Annotated in this window: 22 protein-coding genes; 14 read left to right on the top strand and 8 right to left on the bottom strand. The window is 69.1% G+C overall.

Features of this window, described 5'->3' with window-relative positions; translation table 11 throughout:
- Nucleotides 1-13: 13 nt before the first annotated feature.
- The gene (locus tag ACIOVG_RS07085; RefSeq protein WP_400872701.1) at nt 14-979 is read right to left on the bottom strand and encodes an AAA family ATPase; all 966 of its coding nucleotides are present in this window, start codon (nt 977-979) and stop codon (nt 14-16) included.
- 521 nt (nt 980-1500) lie between these two features.
- On the opposite strand from ACIOVG_RS07085, the gene ACIOVG_RS07080 reads away from it, so the two are divergent.
- Nucleotides 1501-2925, top strand: a complete 1425-nt coding sequence (locus ACIOVG_RS07080; RefSeq protein ID WP_400870777.1) for an NAD(P)-binding domain-containing protein — start codon at nt 1501-1503, stop codon at nt 2923-2925.
- 166 nt (nt 2926-3091) lie between these two features.
- Here ACIOVG_RS07080 and ACIOVG_RS07075 read toward each other — a convergent pair whose 3' ends face one another.
- Nucleotides 3092-3787 (bottom strand): Pr6Pr family membrane protein, encoded by a 696-nt coding sequence (locus ACIOVG_RS07075; RefSeq protein WP_400870774.1) that lies wholly within the window; start codon nt 3785-3787, stop codon nt 3092-3094.
- 109 nt (nt 3788-3896) lie between these two features.
- Between ACIOVG_RS07075 and ACIOVG_RS07070 the strand changes: the two genes are divergently transcribed.
- On the top strand, nt 3897-4628 hold the full coding sequence (locus tag ACIOVG_RS07070) for a GntR family transcriptional regulator (protein ID WP_400870772.1): 732 nt from the start codon (nt 3897-3899) through the stop codon (nt 4626-4628).
- Nucleotides 4629-4811: 183 nt separating this feature from the next.
- On the opposite strand, the gene ACIOVG_RS07065 is transcribed toward ACIOVG_RS07070, so the two are convergent.
- Nucleotides 4812-5732 carry a DMT family transporter gene (locus tag ACIOVG_RS07065; protein WP_400870769.1) on the bottom strand — a complete coding sequence of 307 codons (921 nt, stop codon included), beginning with the start codon at nt 5730-5732 and terminating at the stop codon, nt 4812-4814.
- A gap of 341 nt (nt 5733-6073) precedes the next feature.
- On the opposite strand from ACIOVG_RS07065, the gene ACIOVG_RS07060 reads away from it, so the two are divergent.
- From ACIOVG_RS07060 to ACIOVG_RS07020, 9 genes are all read left to right on the top strand, one after another.
- On the top strand, nt 6074-7360 hold the full coding sequence (locus ACIOVG_RS07060) for an adenylosuccinate synthase (RefSeq protein ID WP_400870766.1): 1287 nt from the start codon (nt 6074-6076) through the stop codon (nt 7358-7360).
- A gap of 55 nt (nt 7361-7415) precedes the next feature.
- Nucleotides 7416-8516 carry a lactonase family protein gene (locus tag ACIOVG_RS07055; RefSeq protein ID WP_400870763.1) on the top strand — a complete coding sequence of 367 codons (1101 nt, stop codon included), beginning with the start codon at nt 7416-7418 and terminating at the stop codon, nt 8514-8516.
- A gap of 191 nt (nt 8517-8707) precedes the next feature.
- On the top strand, nt 8708-10099 hold the full coding sequence (locus ACIOVG_RS07050; RefSeq protein WP_400870760.1) for an MFS transporter: 1392 nt from the start codon (nt 8708-8710) through the stop codon (nt 10097-10099).
- 95 nt (nt 10100-10194) lie between these two features.
- Complete coding sequence (locus ACIOVG_RS07045; protein WP_400870757.1) at nt 10195-11634, top strand: dihydrolipoyl dehydrogenase family protein; 1440 nt, start codon at nt 10195-10197, stop codon at nt 11632-11634.
- Nucleotides 11635-11841: 207 nt separating this feature from the next.
- Nucleotides 11842-12144 carry a DUF427 domain-containing protein gene (locus ACIOVG_RS07040; RefSeq protein WP_141873806.1) on the top strand — a complete coding sequence of 101 codons (303 nt, stop codon included), beginning with the start codon at nt 11842-11844 and terminating at the stop codon, nt 12142-12144.
- A 67-nt stretch (nt 12145-12211) separates the two neighbouring features.
- Complete coding sequence (locus tag ACIOVG_RS07035; RefSeq protein WP_400870752.1) at nt 12212-13099, top strand: ABC transporter ATP-binding protein; 888 nt, start codon at nt 12212-12214, stop codon at nt 13097-13099.
- Nucleotides 13096-13776, top strand: a complete 681-nt coding sequence (locus ACIOVG_RS07030) for an ABC transporter permease (RefSeq protein ID WP_400870750.1) — start codon at nt 13096-13098, stop codon at nt 13774-13776. The genes ACIOVG_RS07035 and ACIOVG_RS07030 overlap by 4 nt, the downstream gene beginning before the upstream one ends.
- Nucleotides 13773-14501 (top strand): ABC transporter permease, encoded by a 729-nt coding sequence (locus ACIOVG_RS07025; protein WP_400870747.1) that lies wholly within the window; start codon nt 13773-13775, stop codon nt 14499-14501. Before ACIOVG_RS07030 ends, ACIOVG_RS07025 begins: the two co-directional genes overlap by 4 nt.
- Nucleotides 14502-14563: 62 nt before the next feature.
- Entirely contained in the window at nt 14564-15487 is a 924-nt protein-coding gene (locus ACIOVG_RS07020; RefSeq protein WP_400870745.1) for an ABC transporter substrate-binding protein, read from the top strand.
- Between the two features lie 62 nt (nt 15488-15549).
- On the opposite strand, the gene ACIOVG_RS07015 is transcribed toward ACIOVG_RS07020, so the two are convergent.
- Nucleotides 15550-16761 carry an AI-2E family transporter gene (locus ACIOVG_RS07015; protein ID WP_400870742.1) on the bottom strand — a complete coding sequence of 404 codons (1212 nt, stop codon included), beginning with the start codon at nt 16759-16761 and terminating at the stop codon, nt 15550-15552.
- Nucleotides 16762-16822: 61 nt separating this feature from the next.
- On the opposite strand from ACIOVG_RS07015, the gene ACIOVG_RS07010 reads away from it, so the two are divergent.
- Together ACIOVG_RS07010 and ACIOVG_RS07005 are read left to right on the top strand one after the other, a co-directional pair.
- Nucleotides 16823-17122: a chorismate mutase gene (locus tag ACIOVG_RS07010; RefSeq protein ID WP_141873818.1), complete on the top strand. Its 300-nt coding sequence runs from the start codon at nt 16823-16825 to the stop codon at nt 17120-17122.
- A gap of 329 nt (nt 17123-17451) precedes the next feature.
- Nucleotides 17452-17850, top strand: coding sequence for a VOC family protein (locus ACIOVG_RS07005; RefSeq protein WP_400870738.1), 399 nt, complete (start codon nt 17452-17454; stop codon nt 17848-17850).
- On the opposite strand, the gene ACIOVG_RS07000 is transcribed toward ACIOVG_RS07005, so the two are convergent.
- The 3 genes from ACIOVG_RS07000 to ACIOVG_RS06990 all read right to left on the bottom strand — a co-directional run bounded on the left by ACIOVG_RS07000 (nt 17826) and on the right by ACIOVG_RS06990 (nt 20440).
- Nucleotides 17826-18497, bottom strand: a complete 672-nt coding sequence (locus tag ACIOVG_RS07000) for a helix-turn-helix domain-containing protein (protein WP_400870735.1) — start codon at nt 18495-18497, stop codon at nt 17826-17828. The two genes, ACIOVG_RS07005 and ACIOVG_RS07000, sit on opposite strands and share 25 nt — an antisense overlap.
- Before the next feature lie 160 nt (nt 18498-18657).
- Nucleotides 18658-19251, bottom strand: a complete 594-nt coding sequence (locus tag ACIOVG_RS06995; RefSeq protein ID WP_400870733.1) for a short chain dehydrogenase — start codon at nt 19249-19251, stop codon at nt 18658-18660.
- Nucleotides 19252-19342: 91 nt separating this feature from the next.
- A complete protein-coding gene (locus ACIOVG_RS06990; protein WP_400870730.1) occupies nt 19343-20440 on the bottom strand; it encodes an ROK family protein in 1098 nt (365 codons plus the stop codon).
- 228 nt (nt 20441-20668) lie between these two features.
- Here ACIOVG_RS06990 and ACIOVG_RS06985 point away from each other — a divergent pair, with 228 nt between their 5' ends.
- Complete coding sequence (locus tag ACIOVG_RS06985; RefSeq protein WP_400870728.1) at nt 20669-21835, top strand: ROK family protein; 1167 nt, start codon at nt 20669-20671, stop codon at nt 21833-21835.
- 216 nt (nt 21836-22051) lie between these two features.
- Here the strand turns inward: ACIOVG_RS06985 and ACIOVG_RS06980 are convergent, their stop codons facing one another.
- Nucleotides 22052-22978 (bottom strand): carbohydrate ABC transporter permease, encoded by a 927-nt coding sequence (locus ACIOVG_RS06980; protein ID WP_400870725.1) that lies wholly within the window; start codon nt 22976-22978, stop codon nt 22052-22054.
- Nucleotide 22979 lies beyond the last annotated feature (1 nt).

The following is a 22979-nucleotide window of genomic DNA, read 5'->3' as shown; positions in this document are numbered from 1 at the left end:
GCGTGTCGAAGGGTCAGGGAGTGGGCACGGAGGCGAAGATCTGGTCGATGATCTCCTCGCTGCGGATGCCCTCGGCGTCGGCCTCGAACGTCAGCAGCACCCGGTGGCGGAGCACCAGGTGGCGCAGCGCGCGGATGTCCTCGGGGAGAACGTGCGAGCGGCCGCTCAGCAGCGCGAGCGCACGCGAGGCCTGCAGGAACGCGATGCTCGCACGGGGGCTCGCGCCGTACTTGATGAAGCGCGCGCGGTCCTCGCCGATGTACGGCGCCGGGTTCCGCGTGACGTAGGCGATCGAGACGATGTAGTTGCGGATCGCGGGGTCGACGTAGATGCGGCTCGCCACATCCTGCAGCAGACGGACGTCGTCGAGCGAGATGGAGCTGCTCACGTGCCGGTCGGGGTCGAGCACGCCCGAGTCGATGCGGCTGAGGATCTCGAACTCCTCGGCCGGGCTCGGGTACTCGACGATCTCCTTGAGCAGGAAGCGGTCCATCTGCGCCTCGGGCAGCTCGTACGTGCCCTCCTGCTCGATCGGGTTCTGCGTCGCGATCACCAGGAACGGCTTGGGCAGGTGGTGCACCTCGCCGCCGATCGTGGTCTGGTGCTCCTGCATCGCCTCGAGCATCGCGCTCTGAGTCTTGGCGCTCGAGCGGTTGATCTCGTCGAGCAACACGAAGTTCGCGTGCACAGGACCGAGCACGGTGCGGAAGGTTCCGGTGGCGGCGTCGTAGATCTGGTTGCCGGTGATGTCGCTGGGCAGCAGGTCGGGCGTGCACTGGATGCGCTTGAACTGCGCCTTCACGGTGTCGGCGAGGGTGCTCGCCGCCGTCGTCTTCGCGAGGCCGGGCACGCTCTCGAGCAGGATGTGGCCGCCGGCGATCAGCGACACGAGCAGGCTCGTGCGTAGCCGCTCCTGACCGACCATCTTCGCCGAGTACGAGGTGGAGACGATCGACAGCACCTCGGCGGCACGGGCCATCTCGGCATCGGTCGGTGCGCCGTTGTTCGGAGTGGCCGCTGCCGGGGCCGTGACGGTCGGGTGCGGCGCTGCGGTCGGCGCGGGCGGAGGCGGCGGGGCCTGCGAGGACTGCGGGTCCGACGCGTACGGCTCGGTCATCTGATGGCTCCCTCGATCTTCCGGAGGTGCACGTCGCGTTCAGCCCCCGGAAACAGCGTAACCGCATCGTTCGGGGCGACGGCCTCGGGCATCCGCTCGCCACTCGCCGGCATCCCGCTCGCCGTCGTCGCGCGACGTGCAGGACCGATGGCCGGATGCAGGACGAATCGCCGGCATCCGATCCTGCAGGTGGCGGATGCTCCTGCGGATGGCGTCGCCGGGGCCGGATCCGGTGCCGAGGGTGCCCCGGATCGACCCTGCTAACGTCGAAGAGCAGCCGCTTTCCGGGCAGGTCGAGCACGATCGCTCCCCCCGGGACAGAACTGTCCCTCGCTCGGATGCGGCCGCGCCCGATACATGACTGAAGAGTATGAGGACGATACGTGACTAAGCGAGAACGAGTAGCGATCATCGGCGCCGGCCCCTCGGGCATGGCGCAGCTGCGGGCCTTCGAATCCGCGGCCCGTGCGGGGGCGGAGATCCCCGAACTGGTCTGCTTCGAGAAGCAGGACGACTGGGGCGGACAGTGGAACTTCACCTGGCGCACCGGGCTGGATGAGTTCGGTGAGCCGGTGCACTCCAGCATGTACCGCAACCTGTGGTCGAACGGACCGAAGGAGGCGCTGGAGTTCGCGGACTACAGCTTCGACGAGCACTTCGGGCGTCCCATCTCGTCCTACCCGCCGCGCCCGGTGCTGTGGGACTACATCGCCGGACGCCTGGAGAAGAGCGACGTGCGCGAGCTGATCCGCTTCCAGACCGTGGTGCGCTGGATCGTGTTCGACAGCGAACGCGAGGTCTTCACCCTCACCAGCGAGCACCTCCCCACCGGTCGGTCGACCGTGGAGGAGTTCGACCGCGTGATCGTCGCCAGCGGACATTTCTCCTTCCCGAACGTGCCGGACTTCCCCGGCATCGAGACCTTCCCCGGCTACATCAGCCACGCCCACGACTTCCGCGGCGCCGAGGCCTTCGCAGACAAGGACGTGCTCGTGATCGGTGCGAGCTACTCGGCGGAGGACATCGGCAGCCAGGCGTTCAAGATGGGCGCCCGTTCGGTGACGGCGAGCTTCCGCTCGGCGCCGATGGGCTACGACTGGCCCGACGGCATCGAGGAGCGCCCGGCCGTCGACAGCTTCGAGGGCAGCATCGCCCACTTCGCGGACGGTTCGTCGAAGAAGTTCGACGCGGTCATCCTCTGCACCGGATACCTGCACAAGTACCCGTTCCTCCCCCAGGACCTCGCCCTCTCATCGCCGAACAACGTCTACCCCGACGGGCTGTATCGCGGGGTCGTGTGGCAGGGCAACCCGCGCCTGATGTACCTCGGCGCGCAGGACCAGTGGTTCACGTTCAACATGTTCGATGCGCAGGCCTGGTACGTGCGCGACCTCATCCTGGGGCACCTGGCGCTGCCGGACGCGCAGGAGCGAGCGGCATCCATCGCCGACTGGCGCACCCGCTTCGGGCAGATCGATTCCGTCGAGGCAGAGATCCGCTTCCAGGCCGACTACATCCGCGATCTGCTCCGGCTCACCGACTACCCGGAGTTCGACATCGACCGGGTCGTCGAGATCTTCCTCATGTGGAAGCGCGACAAGAAGCACGACATCATGGGCTACCGCGACCGCATCTACGCATCGGTCATGACCGGGACCCTGGCGATCGTGCACCACACGCCGTGGCTCGAGGAGCTCGACGACTCGCTCGAGCGCTACCTCGACCTGGATCCGGATGCCGTCGAGCCGGCGCGCAGCATCGGCGACGTGCCGCGGGACGACGACCGTGAGGTGCTTGCCACCGCCTGAGCGGCCGCTCCCGACTCCGCCCTTTCGCCCGTCCGGCCGTCCCGGGTGCGAGGGCGGAGTCCGCGCCACGTGCAGGACCGATGGCGGGATGCAGGACGAATCGCCGGCATCCGGTCCTGCAGGTCGCGGATGCTCCTGCACGTCGCGGATGCGGGTGCGGGTGCGGTCAGACGGCGGGGGTACCCCGGCGGCGGCCGATCCAGACGACCCCGGCGGCCACCCCGATCACCGCGATCGCGATGCCGAGGATGTACCCCGAGACACCCAGATACCCGCCGGGCACCAGGTGCGGATCGAGGAACGGATACGGGTACCACCAGGGCTTGCCGCTCGACGGCGCGATGATGAGGTTCGCGCGGACGAGTGTGTAGACCGCCCACACGATCGGGAAGATCGCGGTGAGGAAGATCGCGTTCCATCCGAGCGCGCGGCGTCGCGGTGCGAACAGCACGTCGGCGAGGAGGAACAGCGGGATGACGACGTGCAGCACTTCGTTGGACCAGGGGACCGTGGCGCCCTGCGGCAGCTCCACGCCGCGCAACAGGATGTTGTAGACGATGCCGGTGACGATCATGTAGGTGCTCACGCACACCAGCAGCACCGCGAGCCAGCGCGGCTCGGCATCCCTCGTCGAACGGTGGCGCAGCGCCCAGACCGCGCCGATCAGCAGCACGACCGCGGCGAGGAAGTTCGCCTCGATCGTGAAGAAGCTCAGGAAGTTCGCGGCGACGGTCGGCAGGTGCGCGCCCCACTCCGTGGTCGCCTCGAGGGCGTTCTGCAGGGAGCGCATCAGCTGGGCGATGATCGCCGCCAGGGCGAGCAGGGCTGCTGCGATGCGGGCGTAGGGCCACCAGGTTGTCATTTCGCCTCCGTGCGCCACTGTAGTGGCCGGGGAGCACGCGCTATCGCGACCCGCAATACATCGGTATATCTGACACCGGAACCGGTGCGACGTGCCTGCCAGGGTGGTCATGGCGAGGGTCGATATCATCGGAGGTTCGGCGCTCTGGGGGGCGCCGGAGAAGGTGGGGATCATGGTCGACACATCGTTGCAGGAGAGCCTCGGCCCGCTGGCTGCCGGGGTCGCGCTCAGTGATCGCGTGTTCGAGACCGTCAGCGATGCGATCGTCTCCGGTCGGATCGCCGGAGGTCAGCACGTGAGCGACAAGAGCATCGCGGAGGCCCTCGGCATCTCGCGCACGCCGGTGCGTGAGGCGCTGCAGCGACTCGCCTGGCTCGGGCTGGTCGAGGTCGCGCCGAACCGCTACACGCGCGTCACCGAGGTCACGGAGGAGATGTTCGCCAGCACGCTCGAATACACCGGGATGCAGGCGGGAATGGCGCTGCAGCTGGCCATGCGGCGGATGGATGACAGTGCGCTGCACGAGGCCGTCGCGATGCTGGACCGCATGATCGCGGCATCCGATGCCGGTGATGCCGACGACCTCATGCTCGCCTCGCGGATGTTCGTCGGCTACCTGACCCGCGAGTCCGGCAACCGGCTCTTCGCGACGGTCATGCACGAGGCGAGCCTGCTGGTGTCGCGCAACCTGCGACAGGCGGGGACGCTGATCGGCACGGCGGAGTTCCGTGGCGAGTGCTACCGGCAGATGCGCGCCGCGATGCTGGCGGGCGATGCGGATGCGGCTGAGCTCTGGTTCCGCCGACAGCACGGCGTCGGGGTCGGCTCGCTCCCCGTGTGACGTCACGGAGCGGGTGACGGATCACGGAGTGGGTGACGGATCACGGACGAACCTCCATGGAACCGTCCGTGATCCGTCACAGTGTCCGGGATCCGTCGGGCGGACGCCGTGACCCCCTCCCGTCCTTCCGTGATCCGTCGCAGTGTCCGGGATCCGTCACAGACACCGGGGTCAGGCACCAGGTCAGGCGCGGCGGCCCCACCGCAGTCGTGTCACGAGCACTCCGAGCAGGCAGAGTGCGCCGCCGAGGAACATCAGCGGCGTCGGCACCTCGCCGAGGATCGCCCACGACATCAGGATCGCCACGGCCGGGACCACATAGGTCGTGGCGGATGTCTGTCCCGCGGTACTGCGCTGCAGCACATAGGCCCAGGTCGTGAAGGCGATGGCCGTCGGGAATATGCCGAGGTAGACGACCCAGAGCGTCGCGTCCGGCGGAGCGGTCTGCAGCGCCCCGATGAGGCTCCCCGTCCACGGCAGCAGGGCGACGGTTCCGGCCAGTGCGCCGAACCAGGTGAGGGTCGTGGCGTCGGTTCCCGCGCTGAGCAGATGCTTCTGCACGAGCGTGCAGCCGGCGTACATGACCGCGGCGAGAAGTGCGAGCAGCAGGCCCGTGATGTCGGGGCCGGCGCTGGTGGACGAGTTCATGCCGATCAGCACCACGCCGAGGAAGGCGATCGGCGCCCCGATGACCAGGGGCTTCGGGAATCCCTCGCGCAGGAACAGCCCGCTGAAGATCACGACCATGAGCGGTGCGAGGTTCACGACCATCGCGGCCGTGCCCGCATCGAGCGTGCGCTCTGCCGCGTTGAGGGCCAGGTTGTAGACGCAGAACCAGCCGACACCCCAGACGACGATGAGCCACCAGTGCCGCTTCGCCGGAAGGCGGATGCCGTGACGAAGTGCGATGATCGCGAGCGCCACGCTGCCGACCGCCATGCGCAGCAGTGCCAGCGCGCCCGGGTCGTAGTGCGGGCCCGCCCCGCGGATGCCGATGAACGCCGAGGCCCACAGCACGACCGTCACCAGAGCGGCGATGAGCACGAGCGGTCCCTGCGTCTTCGTGACCGGGAGGCCGCCGGAGACGGGAGCGGTCTTCGACATGGTCCGATCGTCGCAGAGGCCACCGACATCGGCGATATGCGGGACGGACAGCCGTCAACGGATTTCCGCCCTCTTCCGACCGTGCCTCGAGCGCGCGACGAACCCTCCCGCGACTCGTCGAACACGAAACGAAGGAGATCTCACGAAATGCAGGAGCGGATGCCGCATCCGCTCCTGCATCCGGTGAGATCCCCTTCGATCCGTGAGGCCTTGCCCGTGACCACCACACCCGCAGAGGCACCCGCCGGAAGGGCCCGGAGCCCCCTTCGCTAGGATGGAGTCGCCCGAAGAGGGCCAGCTCATCGGCCGGTGCAAACCCGGCGAAAGCAGGGGGGACACCCATGCCAGGAATCGTAATCGTCGGCGTGCAATGGGGAGACGAAGGAAAAGGCAAGGCCACCGATCTGCTCGGTGAGCGCACCGACTGGGTGGTGAAGTTCAACGGCGGCAACAACGCCGGGCACACCGTGGTCGTCGGCGACGAGAAGTACGCCCTGCACCTGCTGCCCTCCGGCATCCTGTCTCCCGGGGTGACCCCGGTCATCGGCAACGGCGTGGTCGTCGACCTCGAGGTGCTGTTCTTCGAGCTCGAGGCGCTCGCCGCCCGCGGCATCGACGTGTCGCGCCTGAAGGTCAGCGCCAACGCGCACATCATCACGCAGTACCACCGCACGCTCGACAAGGTCACCGAGCGCTTCCTCGGCAAGCGCATGATCGGCACCACCGGTCGCGGCATCGGCCCGGCCTACGCCGACAAGATCAACCGCGTCGGCATCCGCGTGCAGGACATCTTCGACGAGAACATCCTGCGCCAGAAGGTCGAAGGCGCGCTCGACCAGAAGAACCACCTCCTGGTGAAGATCTTCAACCGCCGCGCCATCACGGCCGACGAGATCGTCGAGGACCTGTTGTCATACGCCGACCGGCTGCGGCCGATGGTCGCCGACACCGGCTACCTGATCGCCCAGGCTCTGGACCGCGGCGAGGTCGTCGTGTTCGAAGGCGGCCAGGCGACGATGCTCGACATCGACCACGGCACCTACCCGTTCGTGACCTCGTCGTCGGCGACGGCCGGAGGCGCGGCGACCGGTGCCGGTGTCGGCCCCGGGGCGCTCGACCGCATCGTGGGCATCGTCAAGGCGTACACGACGCGCGTGGGCTCCGGCCCCTTCCCGACCGAGCTCTTCGACGAACAGGGCGAGTGGCTGCGCAAGCAGGGCTTCGAGTTCGGCACCACGACCGGCCGTCCGCGCCGCGTCGGCTGGTACGACGCGCCCATCACCCGCTACGCGACGCGCATCAACGGCATCACCGACCTGGTGCTCACCAAGCTCGACATCCTCACCGGTCTCGAGCAGATCCCGGTGTGCGTGGCCTACGACGTCGACGGAGAGCGCTTCGACGAGGTGCCGGTGAACCAGACCGACTTCCACCACGCGAAGCCGGTCCTGGAGTACTTCCCCGGGTGGAACGAGGACATCTCTGTCGCGCGCACCTTCGAGGACCTGCCGAAGAACGCGCAGGACTACGTGCTGGCGCTCGAGAAGATGAGCAACACGCGCATCTCGGTGATCGGCGTCGGCCCCGAGCGGGACCAGGTCATCGTCCGTCACGACCTGCTCGACTGATCACGGCGCGACGGGCGCATAGGCCGACCGGCACGGGGCCGGTGAGAGGGAGAGCATGACGCGGTTCTGGCTCGGCGGCTACGGCGCCGGCATGGATGGTTCGGCAGACGGCATCGGGCTGCTCGCCGGTGACGCGGGGCGGGAGGCCACGACCCTCGCGTACCGCGGGGCGGTGACCGACACCCCCTCGTCGCCCACGTGGCTCGCCCGGCATCCCTCTCTCGACGTCGTCTACGCCGCGTTGGAGGATGCCGCCGTCGTGCAGGCGTTCGTCCGCACGGGGGAGTCGACGCTCGCCCCGCTCGGCGATCCGGTCGAGGCGGGCGCATCGGTGTGCCATGTCGCGGTCGCTCCCAACGGCTCCGCGCTGATCGCCAGCTGCTACGGCGATGGTCGGGTCGTGCGCATCGGCCTCGACGCCGCGGGCCGCCCCGTGGCCGACCGCGACAACGCCGCCGCCGCGCTCCGTGCCGCACTGCTCGGCGAGGAGCAGCCGGAGGCGGTGCCGGCCGGTGTCGGTGCCGCAGCATCCGACCCGCACGCCGCCGGTGGAGACCGCGTCTCGCGCGCGCACGCCGCCGCCTTCCTGCCGGACGGCCGCATCGCGACCACCGATCTCGGCTTCGACCTGGTGCGCATCTGGCGTCTCACCGCCACAGGGCTCGCGCTCGACCATGAGGTCACGCTGCCCCTGGGCACCGGCCCTCGTCACATGGTCGTGCACCCGAGCGGACACCTGCACGTCGTGACCGAGTACTCGTGCGAGGTGTTCACGCTCGCCGCCGGCCCCGACGGCACCTGGAGCGTCGTCTCGTCGGTGCTCTCGAGCCCGATCGCCCAGATCGGCACCGACTTCCCCGCCGAGCTCGCCCGCACCCGCGACGGGGCGTTCCTGTACACCGCGCTGCGCGGCAGCAACACGATCGCGGCACTCCGGGTGCGCGGAGGCGGAGAGTCGCTGGAGTCGATCGCGCTCGCCGACTCCGGGGTGAACTGGCCGCGTCATCACCTCGTGTACGAGGGCAAGCTCCTCGTCGCCGGGCAGCTGTCCGACACGATCACACTGCTCGACCTCGACGAGCGTACGGGCGCACCACTCGGCATCCGGCACGAGGCTGCAGCTCCCTCGCCGACCTGCTTCCTGCCGGTGGACTGAGGCGCGTCGGACTCGGGCCAGGGCTCGCCCGGCTCGCGTTCACAACTCCTCAAAGTACCGCGGCAGCGGTTGACCACCCGGCCTGAATCGGCGGGAACGCGGGGGTGCCGCCGAGGTGCGGCGCAGTTCTTGAGGAGTTGTGAACACCGCGGCTTGACCTCAACCTTTGTTGAGGTTCTACGTTCGAACCTATGACGACAGAAACGGGCGAGATGCGCGCCACGACGGTGACAGAACCGGGCATCCTGAGCGGCGCGTACCTCTGGATCACGATCGGCGCGTGCGCCCTGGTCTTCCTCGGGGCCTTCGAGTCGCTGGCCGTGACCACGGTGATGCCGGCCGTGAGCGCCGACCTCGACGGAGAGCGGCTGTACGCGCTCGCATTCGCCGGTCCGCTCGCCACCGGCGTGATCGGCATGGTCGCGGCGGGCAACTGGGCCGACCGCCGCGGACCCGTCGAGCCGCTGTACACCTCGGTCGGCATCTTCGTGATCGGTCTGCTCGTCGCCGGCTTCGCCCCCACCATGGAGGTGCTGGTCGCCGGCCGGTTCGCCCAGGGCCTCGGCAGCGGTGCGCTCACGGTCGCCCTCTACGTCGTGGTCGCCCGGGTGTACCCCCGCGAACTCCACCCCGCGATCTTCGCCGGATTCGCGGCCGCCTGGGTGGTTCCCTCGCTGATCGGCCCCACCGTCGCCGGAGCCGTGACCGAGCTCTGGAGCTGGCACTGGGTGTTCCTCGGCGTCGTCGTGCTCGTGCTGGCGGCGCTGCTCATGGTCGTGCCCGCACTGCGCGGACTGGCGCACAACGACGGCGATGCGTCGACCCCGTGGGCGTTCGGCCGCCTCGGCTGGTCGGTGCTGGCGGCGCTCGCGGTGCTGGGGCTCAACCTGCTCGGCGATGTTCCGGGTGTCGGCCCGGTGCTGGCGGTCGTCGCGGTGATCGTGGCCCTGGTGGCGGTGCGTCCGCTGCTGCCGCGCGGGACCCTGCGTGCGCGTCGGGGGCTGCCCTCGGTCATCCTGGTGCGCGGTCTGGCGGCGGCGGCGTTCTTCGGGGCCCAGGTGTACATCCCTTACCTGCTCACCGAGCGCTACGAGGTCTCGCCGACTCTCGCGGGGCTCTCGCTCACGGGCGGCGCGCTGGCATGGTCGGTCGCCGCGACGGTGCAGGGCCGCATGGGCGCGCGGTTGTCGAGTGTCGTCGCCGTGCGGATCGGCACGGTCCTGGTGCTCGTCGGCATCGGCATGGCCCTGGCCACGGCAGCCCTCCGCGCGGATGCCGCTCTGATCATCGCCGCCTGGATCGTCGCGGGAACGGGCATGGGCCTCATGAGCCCGCGCACCAGCGCGCTCACCCTCGCGCTGTCGACACCCGAGACGCAGGGCTTCAACAGTTCGGCCATGACGGTCGCGGACTCCTTCGGCAGCGCACTGGCTCTCGCCATCACGGGCGTGCTGTTCGCGAGCCTGGCCTCGGTCGCCGACCCGTTCACCGCCGTGTTCGCCCTCGCCGCGGCCATCGGCGGCGCCGCGGTCGTGCTCGCGCCCCGGCTCGCGTCGCGGCAGCCTCAGCCCGTCGAGGCGTGACCCCGAGGACTACGCGATCGGCGCGTCGGGGAACATCCGCCCCCTGATCCGACGTTGGTCTTGAACATGACGACCGGCGACGAGAGGCTTGGGTCATGAGCGCTGACAACACACGGACCGACGAATACGACCTGATCGTGCTGGGCGGGGGGCCCGTCGGCGAGAACGTGGCCGACCGCGCCGTGCAGGGAGGGCTCACGGCGATCATCGTCGAGAGCGAGCTCGTCGGCGGGGAATGCTCGTACTGGGCATGCATGCCGTCGAAGGCGCTGCTGCGCTCGGCGCAGGCGCTGCGGGCCGCGCAGCACGTGAAGGGCGCAGCCGAGGCCGTCACCGGAAAGCTCGACGTGCGCGCCGTGTTCGACCGCCGCGACTCGTTCACCAGCAACTGGTCGGATGACGGACAGGTGAAGTGGCTCGACTCGGCCGGCATCGACCTGGCCCGCGGGCACGGGCGCCTCACGGGCGAGCGCGAGGTGACCGTGACGGATGCCGACGGCGGCACCCGCGTGCTGCATGCCCGTCATGCGGTGGCGATCAGCACGGGATCGGATGCCGTCATCCCGCCGATCGACGGGCTGCGCGAGGCGTCGCCGTGGACCAGTCGGGAGGCGACCAGTGCCGAGGAGCTTCCGGATTCTCTCGCCGTGATCGGCGGCGGCGTCGTCGCGGTCGAGATGGCGACCGCCTATGCGGCGCTCGGGTCGACCGTGACGCTCATCGCGCGGGGGGAGCTGCTGTCCTCGATGGAGCCGTTCGCCGGAGAGCGGGTGGCCGCGGGGCTGCGCGAGCTCGGGGTCGATGTGCGAACCGGCACGGGCACCACATCGGTGCACCGCGGCGACGACGGCGTGACCGTGACCCTCGACGACGGCTCCACGGTGGTCGCGACCGAGGTGCTCGCCGCGACGGGACGCTCGCCGCGCAGCGGAGACATCGGCCTCGAGGTCGCAGGTCTCGAGCCCGGACGCTGGATCGAGACGGATGACACACTGCGCGTTCCCGGGTCCGACTGGCTCTACGCGGTCGGCGACGTCAACGGCCGCGTGCTCCTCACGCACCAGGGCAAGTACCAGGCGCGTGCGGCCGGCGATGTGATCGTCGCCAGGGCGAAGGACGAGACCGTGGACGACGGAGCATGGGGGCGCCACGTCGCGACGGCCGACCACAGTGCCGTGCCGCAGGTGACCTTCTCATTCCCCGAGGTGGCGTCGGTGGGTCTCACCGAGAAGGCGGCGCGTGACGCCGGACGCGAGGTGCAGGTCGTCGACTACGACCTGGGCGGGGTCGCCGGCGCGAGCCTCTACGAGGACGGCTTCGACGGGCAGGCGCGCCTCGTGATCGACACGGACCGCGACGTCGTGATCGGTGCGACGTTCGTCGGACCCGAGGTGGCCGAGCTCGTGCAGACCGCGACGGTCGCGATCGTGGGCGAGGTGCCGATCGCCCGCCTCTGGCACGCGGTGCCCTCGTACCCGACCGTGAGCGAGGTCTGGCTGAGGCTCCTCGAGGGCTACGGGCGGCAGTCGGCGTGATCCTCGCGGACGCCGCGGGAGGACGGATGCCGCGCTGCGCCATCCGTTCCGACGTGCGCTCCGAACAATCCACGAGTCAGCTCGATGCTCTTGCGCGCCCGCGTGCCGAAGCGGATTGTGTCTCATATTGACGGCTCCGCGCGCAACCCTGGCGCGGATGTCGCAGACCTCTTATACGCTCGAACCCGAATCCGAGGAGGCAGGACCATGAAGGCTGTACTCGCAGGAACCGTCATCGCCGAAGCAGATGAGGGAGACCTCGTCCGCATCGAAGGAAACTGGTACTTCCCGCCGGCTTCCGTCACGCCCGGAGTGCTCGTCGAGAGCCCCACGCCCTACACGTGTCCCTGGAAGGGCGTGTGCCAGTACTACTCGGTGCAGGCGGGCGGCAGCCTCCACACCGACCTCGCGTGGTCGTACCCCGACCCGTATCCGTCCGCGTTCGAGCGCGTCGGCACGGACTTCTCCGGCTACGTGGCCTTCGCCCCCGGCGTCGAGGTCGGACCGTAGTGACCTCCCTCTGGCGGCGCCGCGGCGCCGACGCACGCCTCGTCGATCGACCGACTGGAGACCAGCCATGATCGAGTTCCGCAACGTCACCAAGCAGTTCCCCGACGGCACCGTCGCCGTGAACGACTTCAGCCTGGTGCTGCCGTCGCGTAAGACCACGGTGTTCGTCGGCTCGTCCGGCTGCGGCAAGACCACTCTGCTGCGCATGATCAACCGCATGGTCGAGCCGACCTCCGGCGACATCGAGATCGACGGCGAGAACGTGCTGGTGGGCGATCCGGTGCAGCTGCGTCGGCGCATCGGCTACGTCATGCAGAACTCCGGCCTCATGCCGCACTTCACCGTGATCGACAACGTGGCCACCGTGCTGCGGCTCACCGGGGTGAAGAAGGCGGATGCGCACAAGCGGGCCCGCACACTGCTCGACACGGTGGGGCTCGACCAGGCCCTCGCCGACCGCTACCCCAGCCAGCTCTCGGGCGGCCAGCAGCAGCGTGTCGGTGTGGCCCGTGGTCTCGCCGCCGATCCCAACATCCTCCTCATGGATGAGCCGTTCGGCGCGGTCGATCCGATCGTACGAGCCGACCTGCAGCAGGAGACGCTGCGGCTGCAGCATGAGCTCGACAAGACGGTCGTGTTCGTCACGCATGACATCGACGAGGCGTTCCTGCTCGGCGACCAGGTGGTCATCCTCGACAAGGGTGCGCGCATCGTGCAGGTGGGCAGCCCGAGCGAGATCATCGAGAACCCCGCAGACGACTTCGTCGCCGCGTTCATCGGCGCCGACCGAGGACGCCGGGCGCTGCACCTGAAGCAGACCCCGCACGGCACGGTCGTGGTCGACTCCGAGGGCCGCACGCAGGGCGCCATCGTCGCGGCGCCGGAGACGGATGGCGGTCCGCTCGCCGATCCGGGTGCCGTGGCTGCGGCCGCAGGGCAGGACGGGCATCCGTGAACTGGGTCACCGACAACCTCGGTCTGATCTTCGAGCTGACTCTGGTGCATCTGCGTCAGAGCATCATCCCGATCGTGCTCGGATTCGTGCTCTCGCTCCCGCTGGGCTGGGTGGCCTGGCGGTACCGGCTCGTGCGCGGCCCGATCATCGTGCTCACCGGGCTGCTCTACACGATCCCCTCGCTCGCGCTGCTGATCCTGCTGCCCTCCGTCGCCGGTTACTCGGCGCGCAGCGAGGCGAACCTGATGGTCGCACTGACCATCTACGCGATCGCGATCCTGGTGCGGGCGGTGTCCGACGGCCTCGACTCGGTCGATGACGACGTGCGTCAGGCGGCCACCGCCACGGGCTTCGCCTCCTTCCGACGCTTCTGGGCGGTCGAGTTCCCGCTCGCCGGACCGGTGATCCTCGCCGGACTCCGAGTCACCGCGGTGAGCACCATCTCGCTCGCGACCGTCGGCATCCTGATCGGCGTCTCGAACCTCGGCTATCTCTTCACCAACGGACTCGACCGTCGCATCATCGCCGAGGTGTTCGCCGGCGTCATCGCCGTCGTCGTGATCGCCCTGATCCTCGATCTGATCCTGCTGCTGATCGGGCGCGCACTGATGCCCTGGACCACCGCTGCCAGTCGGCTCACCGCGAGCCGCGCCGTTCCCGTGAGGACCGCCGCATGAACCTCTTCGCCGAGGCCTTCGCCTGGATGCTCGCTCCCGCGCAGTGGACCGGGAACTACGCGCTGCCCAAGCTCCTCGCCGAGCACCTCACGCTGACGGCTGTCTCCGTGCTGATCGCCATGGCGATCGCGGTGCCGATCGGCTGGCTCATCGGCCACACCGGCAAGGGGCGTGAGATCGCTGTCGCCGTGTCGGGAGCGGCACGCGCGATCCCCGCCTTCGGGCTCATGATCCTTCTCGTCTTGCTGCTCGGAGTGCTCCGGGTTCCGCAGGCCGCGATCACCACGTTCGTGCTCCTCGCGATCCCCTCGCTGCTGGCCGGCGCCTACACCGGGCTCGAGGCCATCGATCGCCGCGTGATCGACGCCGCGAAGGCCATGGGCATGACCGGATGGCAGATCTTCTGGAAGGTCGAGGTGCGGCTCGGACTGCCGCTTCTGGTCGGCGGCATCCGCTCAGCTCTGCTGCAGGTCATCGCGACCGTGACGATCGCGGCCTACATCGGTCTCGGCGGTCTCGGCTATCCGATCATCCAGGGCATTCCGCTGCAGAGGTTCGATCAGGTGCTCGCAGGGGCACTCCTGGTCGCCGTCCTCGCGCTGATCGTCGACCTGCTGCTCGCGGTGGCGCAGCACGCGGCCGTCCCCGCTGGGCTGCGCCCGAGCCGTGTGCCTCGACGCCGTGCGGCCGCGCCGGCTCCGACCGCAGCTCCCGCCACCGCCTGATCGTCCATGCCGGCAACGTCCATCACCGTCGTCCCACAGCAGTCCCAGAAAAGAGGAAGTCCATGTTCACAGCACGAGGCACGCGCTCCGCAGCCGTCGTCGGCCTGATCGCCGCCGCGACCATCGCCCTGTCCGCCTGCGGTTCGAGCAACCCGCTCTCCGAGCCGTCCGACGCCGGAGAGAGCGCGGGAAGTGGCGACACCATCGTCATCGGTTCGCAGGCGTATTACTCCAACGAGATCATCGCGGAGATCTACGCGCAGGCTCTCGAGGCCGACGGCCACACGGTCAAGCGTGAATTCAGCATCGGTCAGCGCGACGCGTACATGCCCGATGTCGAGTCCGGCGCGATCAACGTCTTCCCGGAGTACACGGGCAGCCTGCTCGAGTACATCTCGGACGACGACGTCACCGTCACCAGCCCCGACGACGTCTACAAGGCGCTGCAGGATGCCCTGCCCGACAGCCTCACGGCTCTCGACTTCGCCGAGGCCTCCGACCAGGACTCCTACACGGTGCTCAAGAGCTTCGCCGAGGAGAACGACCTGAAGACGATCGGCGACCTCAAGAACGTGACGACGCCGCTCACCATCGGTGCGGCGCCCGAGTTCGAGCAGCGTCCGTACAGCCCGGCCAGGGCCAAGGAGGTCTACGGCGTCGACCTGGCGTTCTCGGCCACCGGCCCGACCACGCTCGAGTCGCTGCTCGCCGGCCAGATCCAGGTGGCAGACATCTACACCGCCGACCCGGCGTTCGAGACGGAGGACATCGTCGCTCTGGAGGACCCGGAGAACCTGATCATCTCGTCGAACGTCGTGCCGATCGTCTCGAGCGACATCGCGGATGACGTGTCCGGCGTGCTCAACGCGATCAGCGCCAAGCTGACCGCCGAGGAGCTCGTGTCGCTCAACGTCCTGAGCACGGTCGACCAGAAGTCGCCGGAGGACATCGCGAAGAAGTGGCTGACCGACAACGGCCTGCTCTGACTCGTCGTCACTGAAGTGCCCGGGCCCGTGGGTCCGGGCACTTCTGCGTGCGGGCGAGCCGGCTAGACCCGGGCGTCCTGCCGCGGCACCCAGACCTGCTTGATGATGATGAGGATGGATGCCGCTACCGGCACCGCCACGAGAGCACCGAGCAGACCGAGCAGCGTACCGCCGGCGAGGGCACCGATCACGACGAGCGAGCCGGGGATCGCGATGGCCTTGTTCATGACTCGCGGCGTGATGACGTACGCCTCGATCTGCATGTAGACGAGGTACACGATCGCGAAGATCAGCGCCCCGATCGGGTTGGTGAACAGGGCGAGCGTCGTGCCGATGATCCAGAACATCACCGAGCCGACGAGCGGGATCAGGGTGATGCAGAACGCGACCGTCGCCATCAGCGGGGGGAACGGCAGTCCGAGGAAGAAGTACAGCAGGAACGCGAGGATCGCGTTGAAGAACGCCAGCACCACCATCCCCATCACGTAGCCGCCCACCGAGTCGGTGATCTGGTCGGTGATGTCGCTGGTGCGGGCGCGGTCGCGGGCCGGAACCAGGCGCAGCAGGCTCTGCTTCATGCCGGGCAGTGTGGCGACGAAGTAGAGCGTGAGCACCAGCACGACGATCACGCCGGAGATCGCCGTGGCGATCGATGCCCCGACCTGCAGAGCGCCTCCGCCGATGGTGGCGATGTTGCCCGGGTCGGTGAGGAACTTCTGGATGTCGGCGACGAGGTCCTGGAACTGATCGCCGAACTGCCGCTCGAGGGTCGCGTAGATGTCGCTGCGCTGGAAGTCCGCGATCATGCCGGGGACCGAACGCACGAAACTGGCGATCTGCTCGATCACGATCGGCAGGATCATCCAGAGGATGAGTGCGATCACGACGATCAGGCTCAGGATGACGACGAGCACCGAGATGGCGCGGGAGAGTCCGCGGCGTTCGAGGAAGCGCACGGACGGATCGAGTCCGAGAGCCGCGAACAGCGCGAGGGCGATGTAGATCAGAACGGTCGCCAGGTTGCTCAGCGCGAGGCCGAGCAGGAGCGCACCGAGTGCGCCGAGCGTCACCAGGAACCCGAACACGAAGGGTCGGTCGATCCGCGTCCAGAAGGACCGGCTCGGCGTCATCGGCTCGACCACCACGCGACGAGGCTCCGTTCCGTCGGATGACGTGGTGTCGGACGGAACGGCCAGGGGCGGAGCGGTCTGCGTGGAGGCGGTGTCCGCTGACTGCTCAGCGGGGACGGATGCCGGCGACTCGTCGTTGCTCATGTGCTCACGATAGCGGTGCCCACGGCCGGATCCCGGCTGCGCGCGGCCCTAGAGTAGGGGCATGACTGCTGCCCCGGACCCGAAGGCCGAACTGCTCCGACTTCGCGCCAGCATCGACAACATCGACGCCGCGCTCATCTTCATGCTCGCCGAGCGGTTCCGCGCCACGCAGCAGGTGGGGCATCTCAAGGCCGAGTACGAGATGCCGGCATCCGATCCCGGCCGCGAGGAGCAGCAGGTCGCACGGCTGCGCGCGCTCGCCGAGGAGGCGCACCTCGACCCCGAGTTCGCCGAGAAGTGGTTCAACTTCGTGGTCGCCGAGGTCATCCGCCACCACACCGAGGCCGCGGAAGGGCGCTGAGTCCCGCGCTGCCGCAGACGGATCCCGGAGGTCGTGACGGATCGCGGAGAGATTCGTGCAGGTTCTTCCGCGATCTGTCATCCGCTCTGTGATCCGTCGTTCGTGATGACACGACGACGTCGGAACGGATGACGCCGCGGCGTCGGTCACCGCAACGGATCCCGGAGGTCGTGACGGATCGCGGAGAGATTCGTGCAGGTTCTTCCGTGATCCGTTATCCTCTCCGTGATCCGTCGGGCGGGATGACGAGAGGACGACGGAACGGATGACGCGCAGGGGTGGCCGTTCTGTTCACGACCCCGCCGCCACGGCCGCCGTACGGTGAGACCATGACACTGAGATTGGGCTTCATCGGCATCGTCACCGGCGACATGGCGGCATCGCTGGCGTTCTATCGTGCACTGGGCGTGCCCATCGCCGCGGGGCAGGATGACGCACCTCACGTCGACGCGACGCTCGACGACGGCGTGACGCTCGCATGGGACACCATCGAGACGATCAGGGGCTTCGACCCGGGCTACGTGCCGGCGAGTGGCGGGCACCGCATCGCGCTGGCGTTCGACAAGGGCACCCCGGCCGAGGTGGACTCCGCTGTCGCCGCGCTGGTCGCGGCGGGCTACCCGGCGCACGTCGAGCCGTGGGATGCGCACTGGGGCCAGCGCTACGCGACGCTGCTCGACCCCGATGGCAACTCCATCGAACTCTATGCGGAGCTGGACGCGAACTGACCCGGGGTCGCGCCGACCAGCCGACGGAACTCTCGCGAGAGATGCGGTTGGTCGGCGAAGCCCGCGTGGGCTGCCACCTCGCTGAGAGACACGCCGCGTCGGATCAGGTGCTGTGCTCGGCGTGCGCGCACGAGCGTGGCGTAGCCGTAGCCGAAAGTCGCGAGCATCCTTCGACGGAACGTGCGCTCGGACTCGCCGAGCTCCGACGCCACCTGCATCGCCGGCACGGCAGCGATGGCCTGGGAGTGCACCGAGGTCACCCAGCGGCTCGAGCCCGATGCCAGCGGCACGGTCGACGAGATCTGGCCGATCCCCGTCGTTCCTTCCCGGTATCGCATCATCGCCTGGCGCAGATGCCTCCGGGGTTCGCCCTGCACGATCGCGTCGAGCGGAAGCAGCTGATCGGCGAGCTCCGAGAGCTCAGTGCGCAGCATCCGTCCGGCCCGCCCCGGGGCGAGCCGCAGCCCCACACTGCCGGTCTCACCGTCGCTCTCGGTGGCGATCCACCGGGTCGACGGCCCCGCCACGAACACCCGGTCCTCACGGAGGATCAGGTCGACGCACCCGTCGGCGGGGATCACCGCGCCGTCACTGCCCAGCGACCGCCACAGGGCGGCCCCGTCGGGAAGCGGCGTCTCGGAGTACATCTCCCCATCCTCTCGCGCCCGCGGCATCCGACAGCGTGCCTCGGCGCCGACGGATCCCGGAGGTCATGACGGATCCCGGAGGACTGCGCCGAGCATCGTCCGTGATTCGTCATCGTCTCCGTGATCCGTCGGCCCGGATCACCGGACGGATGACGGAATGTCAGACCGGCAGGATACGTCCGGTGATGACGCCCTCGACAGCCCGCACGTAGGCCGTGCCGACTTCCTCGTCGGTGACCGGTCGGTGCCCAGGGAACGAGGCGTGGTAACCGGGGGAGTTCTCGAGCACGTCGGGCGAGACCGCGTTGATGCGGATGCCGCGCGGCGCCTCGGCGGCCGCCGTGATCACGAACGACTCCAACGCCCCGTTCGCCATCGCGGCGGCTGCGCCGGTGGCGATCGGCTCGCGGGCCAGCACGCCGCTGGTCACCGTGATCGACCCGCCGTCCTTCACCTGCGCGAGGGCCTGACGCGCGACCTCGATCTGCGCGAGGGCCTTGCCGGTGAACCCCGCGAGGTAGTCGTCGCGGGTGAGATCGCCGAGCGGCTTGAACGGCGCGGAGCCCACGGCCACCACGACGGCATCGACATCCGTCACCCGGGCGAACAGCGCGGCGATCGACGCCGGATCGGTGACGTCGACCGAGGTCTCTCCGCTGCGTGACGCCCGCACGACTTCGTGGCCGCGGGATTCGAGCGTGGTCGCCACGACGTTGCCGATGCTGCCGGTTGCTCCGATGACGAGTGCCTTCATGGGGTGTCCTCTCCGTCTGCCGCGGCATCCGCTCGGACGCCCCTTCGAGTCTTCCACCCCTGGCAGCAGTGCGGGCCGCAGCCCGAGCGTCTCAGCGTGCGCTGAACTCCTGCGCCACGACGCGAGCCGCTGCGCCCCGCAGCACGGCATCGTCCAGGGTGCTCCGGTGCACGGCCGGACCGAGTGAGGGGTGCGAAGCCGCCTGCACAGCTGCGGCGGTCGCGGAGATGAGCTCGTCCCCCAGGACCGATGCGGGCCCGCTCACCACGATGCTCGGCAGGTCGACGGCCGCGGCGATGACAGACAGTGAGGTACCCAGGCGGGAGCCGGCCGCCGTGAGCACCGCGCCCCGATCGTCGGCCGTCGTCGCCGCGTCGAGTCGCCGGGAGAGCGCGGGCACCGATGCCCAGGCGTGCACGCAGCCGATGCGCCCGCACGGGCAGGCGTCTCCAGGGTCACCGCCGGCGATCACGTGCGCGAGCTCGCGGGCGCCGGTCGACCGCTCGACCGGGGCTCCGTCGTCGTCGAACGCGCGGATGGCCGTGCCGATGCGCGTGCCCATGCGCACCAGGAGGAAGTCGGAGTCGACCGCGCCGAACCGCAGCTCGGCATCTGCGGCGAGATCGGCGTCGTCGAACAGGTGCACGGGCGCGCCGGCCGTCTGAGCGAGAAGCGGGCCGAGGCCGAGGAGTGCGGATGAGCCGTTCGGCACGCCGATGCCGATTCCGAGCGGAGGGTGCGAGGCGAGCGATGCGAGATCGGAGACGAGTGCCGATGCCGCCGTGACCGGGTCGCCGTCGTTCGAGCGCACGAGCCGGTGTGCGAGGCCGCCGTCCGGAGTGGCGAGGGCGCCGACGACGTGATCGGGCGCGCTCAGGTCGAGGGCGATCACCTGCACGGCGCGCTGGTCGAATTCGAGCATCACCGCCGGCTTGCCCGGGCGGGCATCCTGGCTCTGACCGCTCTCGCGCAGCACGCCGTCGTCGAGCAGGTCTTTCACGACCTCGGAGATCGTGGGCCGTGCGAGCCCCGTCAGCCGGGCGAGATCGGCGCGGCTGACGAGCGCATGCTGCATGAGGGTGCGCAGCACGAGGCCACGGTTGCGATGGCGGATGCCCTGGGCATGCGTGTTCACCGTCGGGGTGCGCGGCGTCGACGGCGGGGCGGTCGGGGGCAGGAGCACGCTCATGCGCCGAGGGCCGTTCCGACATGACGGCGAGAGGAGGCGACCAGGACCGAGACGGCGGGGCGTCCTATGATCTGGGAGTAGTGCACGATGCTCCTTCGCAGGCGGCGGACACTGTGGCAGCGGCGGACTCTGCTACTAAGTTTAGTAAATAAACTAACTGTGCCGAGCGTACGGAGCGCCGCCTGATCTGTCAATCGCGCTCCCCGGCGCGCGGACGAACGGAAACCCATGTTGAACAGCGACGACGGCCTCGACACGCAGGCATCCGTGCGGCGTGCGAACCTCCGGCGCGCACTGCAGCTGGTGTTCCGCAGCTCGGGCACGCAGACGCGCGCGGGCATCGCGAGGGCGACCGGACTGACCGCGGCCACCGCATCCTCCCTGGTCGCCGAGCTCATCGAGAGCAGGCTCATCGTCGACGGCGAGCAGGCAGCGAGCACGGGCGGCAAACGCGCGACCACCCTGAGCGTCGATGCCAGCCACCACCTGATCCTCGTGCTCGTCATCCAGCCCACCAGCGCCCGCATCGCCCTGGTCGCGCTCGACGGCGCCGAGATCGACATCCGCCGCCTCGCATACACCCCCGAGACGCGCGATGCGGCGCTCGACGCTGCGATCGTCGACGTCGCTGCAGAGTACGGTTCGCGCGTGATCGCCGCGGGCGTGCAGCTGCCCGGCACGACCGACGGCCGCTCCGTGCTCGAGAGCGTGCAGCTCGGCTGGCAGGATGTGCCGCTCGCCGACCGCTTCGAGGCGCTGCTCGGGGCGCCCGTGCTCCTGGTGAACGATGTCGACGCCGAGGCGATCGCCGAAGCAGGCATGGAGGAGTCCCCGGCGGGGTACCGTCTCTTCATCCACCTCGGCGGCGGCGTCGGCGCGGCGATCACCCTGGACGGAGACCTCGCTCCCGGCCCTCGTGACCGCGCGGGCGAGATCGGTCACGTGCAGGTCGAGTTCGGCGACGCGGCACGCGAGTGCCGGTGCGGTCGCCACGGCTGCCTCGAGTCGTCGGCATCGCTCTCCGCCCTGCTCGGTGCGGAGTTCACGGACGCGATGGATGCGGATGCCGTCGCCGCGCTCGCCGTCACGGCAGACGATGCCGACCTCGGTGCCGGGGCGCGAGCGCTCGCCAGGGCGATCAAGCTCATCAGCGCGCTGCTCGATCCGACCGAGGTCGTGATCGGCGGACCGGCGACCCTGCTCGGAGATCGGTTCCTCGCGCTGCTGCAGCAGGAGACCGACTATCACGCCAGCGGCACGGCCGCGGTGCCGGTGCGCTATGCCGACACCCGCGCGACGGAGTCGGCCGGAGCCGCTCAGGCTGCGCTGACCGCGGTGCTCGGCGTGCGCTGGAGCCCGGCGCAGCTGATCGCCGCCGCGCGCCCTTCGCGCTGACATCCGTCTCGGGTTCGGGAGGAGAGCTCGTCCCCGGGAGGATCTGCGGCGGCATCCGCTCCTCCCCACGCCGAGATCTCCTCCCGAACCCGGGGCGCCCGGCCTGGCCGCGATCCAGGAATGAAGGAGATCTCGCGAGATGAAGGAGCCGATTCGGCATCCGCTCCGTCATCTCGCGAGATCTCCTTCATGTCGGGAGCGCGACCCGAACCCGGACTACTTCACGCTGCCCGCGGTCAGCCCGCCGACCAGGCGCTTCTCGATGAGCATGAACAGGATGACGACGGGCAGGATCGCCACGATCGAGACGCCGAACACGTACTGCCAGCTGGTCTCGTACTGACCCACGAATTTGGTCAGGGCGACCGAGAGCGGCTGGTTCTTGTCGGTAGAGAGGATGACGAGCGAGGCCGCGAACTCGTTCCAGCACGCCACGAACGTGAACACGATCGCGGTGACGATGCCGGGCCACACCAGGGGCAGGTTGATCTTGAACAGCACGGTGAAGCGACCGGCGCCGTCGATCTGCGCCGCCTCGTCGATCTCCTTGGGGATGCCGGCGAAGAAGGAGTGCATGATCCACACCGCGAACGACAGGTTGAACGCCGCGTTGATGAAGATCATCGCCGCCCAGGTGTCGCCGAGCCCGAGGGTCGTGAACTGACGGAACAGGCCGGAGGTGAGCACCGCTGGCTGCAGCATCTGCGTCACGATCACCAGGAACAGGAACACCATCCGTCCGGGGAACCTGAAGCGGGCCGTGTAGTACGCCGCGGGGAGCGAGACCGCGAGCACGAGCAGTGTCGCAAAGACCGCGATGATGATGGTCGAGATCAGGTTGTACGGCAGCGGCGTCTCGGGGGTCGACCACATCGTGATGTAGTTCTCCCAATGCCACTCGGTCGGCAGGTAGGTCGGGTCGACCGAGCGGATCTGCGGCTTGGTCTTCACCGAGCCGAAGAACATGATCAGGTACGGCAGCACGAAGATCGCGAGCACGAGGAATCCGGCCGCCATCCGCAGGATGACCCGCGGCAGCGAGACCTGATCGGCGGTGTAGCGACGCTTGCGACCGGGCAGGGGCGGGATGCTGCGTCCGCCGCGGCCTGCGGTCGTGACGAGTTCGGTCTCGGTGACGGTCACG

Source organism: Microbacterium sp. NPDC087591 (assembly GCF_044743625.1).
Taxonomy (GTDB): Bacteria; Actinomycetota; Actinomycetes; order Actinomycetales; family Microbacteriaceae; genus Microbacterium.
Note: the sequence above shows the minus strand (reverse complement) of the source record. Positions and strands in the feature narration are given on the sequence as shown.